Origin of the sequence: Kitasatospora sp. NPDC057512, assembly GCF_042802135.1 — a bacterium.
Taxonomy (GTDB): Bacteria; Actinomycetota; Actinomycetes; order Streptomycetales; family Streptomycetaceae; genus Kitasatospora.
In genome coordinates this window covers 1-2,162 of the sequence record NZ_JBHVET010001059.1, presented here as the reverse complement: position 1 = coordinate 2,162, position 2,162 = coordinate 1, and the positions used below count along the sequence as shown (strand labels likewise).

General features: G+C 73.6%; 2 protein-coding genes. Both read right to left on the bottom strand.

What is annotated here, in order from left to right:
- Positions 1-47: 47 nt before the first annotated feature.
- Positions 48-1,082: a helix-turn-helix transcriptional regulator gene (locus ACFU6K_RS37550; RefSeq protein ID WP_380670919.1), complete on the bottom strand. Its 1,035-nt coding sequence runs from the start codon at positions 1,080-1,082 to the stop codon at positions 48-50.
- Between the two features lies 1 nt (position 1,083).
- The gene (locus ACFU6K_RS37545) at positions 1,084-1,992 is read right to left on the bottom strand and encodes a DUF4097 domain-containing protein (RefSeq protein ID WP_380670917.1); all 909 of its coding nucleotides are present in this window, start codon (positions 1,990-1,992) and stop codon (positions 1,084-1,086) included.
- Positions 1,993-2,162: the final 170 nt, after the last annotated feature.

Genomic DNA, 2,162 nt, shown 5'->3' with positions numbered 1-2,162 from the left:
GGTGCCTCCCGTGACGGGGGCACCGGGCCGGAGGAGCCGTTCCAGGCTCAGCCGAGCAGCCGCTTCAGCCGCTCGCCCGCGGCGCCCAGCACCGTACGGGCCTTGGCCAGCGTGTCCGCGCTGACCCCGCCGTCCCGGGCCGCGTCGCGGACCTGGTCGCGGAAGCGGTCGAGCAGCCGCTCCAGCTCGCGGGCCGGGTCCCCGGCCGGGTCGGTGGCGGCCCACGGCGGCAGGTCGGCCGGAGCGTCGGACCCGTCCTTGTCCAGGTCGATCCTGGTCACGGTGACCCGCTCGGCGGGCCCGGCGGGCGGCTCCTCCGCGCCGTGGCCCCAGCGGGCCGCGTCGGCCAGGCCGGCCAGGCCCTTGGTCAGCTCGGACAGGCCCTCGGCCAGCCCGGTCGGCCAGTCGCCCTTCGCGGCGTGCTCGCGCACCTGCTGCTCGACCCGGCGCTTGATCCGCAGCGCCTCCTGCTGGGCCGCGGTGCGCGAGGCCTTGGCCTGCTCGCGCAGCCGTCGGGCCTCCGCCTCGGCGGCCTTCGCCTTGGCCTTGGCGGCCTTCTCCTGCTCCCGGGCGCGCTTGGCCTGCTCCTTGGCCTGCTGCTTGAACTGGGCGAACTCCTCCTTGGCGCGCTGCCAGGACTCGTTGTCGCCCCAGGGCCCGGCCCACGGGTCGCCGGGCTCGGTGCGCTCCGGCCGGGGTGCCTGCCGGGCGGCGTTCCACAGCTCCTCGCGCAGGTCCTTGGCGCTGTCCCGGACGTCCTCGCGGATCGCCCCGGCGAGCTGCGCCACGGAGTCCCGGATCTCCACCTCCAGCTCGTCCAACTCGACCTGCCGGGCTTCGAGTTCGGCGCGCCCGGCGTCGGTCAGCCGGTACACCTTGCGGCCGCCCTCGGTGCTGTGGGCGACCAGGCCCTCCTGCTCCAGCTTGGCCAGCCGCGGGTAGACCGTCCCGGCCGAGGGGGCGTACAGGCCCTGGAACCGCTCCTCCAGCAGCCGGATCACCTCGTAGCCGTGCCGCGGGGCCTCGTCCAGCAGCTTCAGCAGGTAGAGGCGGAGCCGGCCGTGGCCGAACACAGGGGTCATCTCAGGCCTCCTTGGTGAGGTTCGGGGTGCCCGGACCGGCCGGGAGCTCCTTGACCACGACCGGGCCGTCCTCCTCCGCCTCGGGGCGGCGCAGCACGGTGACCGCGCCGGAGACGGTGGTGACGTGGAGGCTGCCGCGGCCCTCGCCGAGGCGGCCGGAGATCTTCTTGGCGCCCCAGGTGCTGCTCATCTGGAGTTCCTCGAAGGTGCTGGAGACGTCGCCGCTGGTGGAGCCGGCCTCGACGGTGGCGTCGGCCAGCGAGGGGATCCGGATCACGACGGCGCCGCTGACGGTGTTGACCTTGACGTCGGTCTCGCCGGCCACGTCGAGGTCCAGGGTGACGGCGCCGGTGACGGTGTTGGCCTGGACCCGGTCGGCGGTGCCGGCGATCACGGTGAGCTGCCCGGAGACGGTGTTGACCTTGAGCCGGCCGCCGACCGCGTGGGCGTCCACGTCGCCGGTGACCGTCCCGGCCTCGATCCGGCCGGTGACCCCGGCGAGGGTGGTGTCGCCGTTGGCGCTCTGCACCGAGACGTGCCCGCTGACGCCGCTGACGGTGGTGTCGGCCGACACGGTGCCGACCTTGACCTCGACCTCGGTCGGGACGGTCACGGTCACGGCGGCGATCCGCTTGCGCTTGAAGGAGCCGAAGAGGTCCTTCACCGAGCCGACCGACTTGAGCCGGTCGCCGAACTCGCCCCAGCTGTTGATGTCCTTGTAGGTGACCGTCAGGACGCCGTCCACCAGGGTCACGTGCAGGGGCTCGCCGACCAGCTCGGTGACCTCCAGGCGGGTCGGGCCGTCGGCCGCCACCACGTTCACCGTGCCCTCGATGGTCCGCACGTGCAGCGCGCGGACCGGCTCGTCGAAGGTGATCCTCTCGGTGCCCTCGACCGTCCACTGGCTCATGTCTGCCGCCTCCCGTTGCCGATCGCGATGTATCGCGTTCTCTGCTAAAGACGATATATCGCGTGCTGGCAGAGTCAAGCGCCCCGACCCCCGAACCCGACCCCGATCCGCCCCCGAGGCCTCCCCTACGAGGCCCTCGGGGTTCCGCGCCCTTCCGCGCCCTTCCGTAC

Bases quoted from the DNA above. Each gene is read 5' to 3' on its own strand.
- ACFU6K_RS37550 (WP_380670919.1), bottom strand. From the start codon at position 1,082: ATGACCCCTGTGTTCGGCCACGGCCGGCTCCGCCTCTACCTGCTGAAG.
- ACFU6K_RS37545 (WP_380670917.1), bottom strand. From the start codon at position 1,992: ATGAGCCAGTGGACGGTCGAGGGCACCGAGAGGATCACCTTCGACGAG.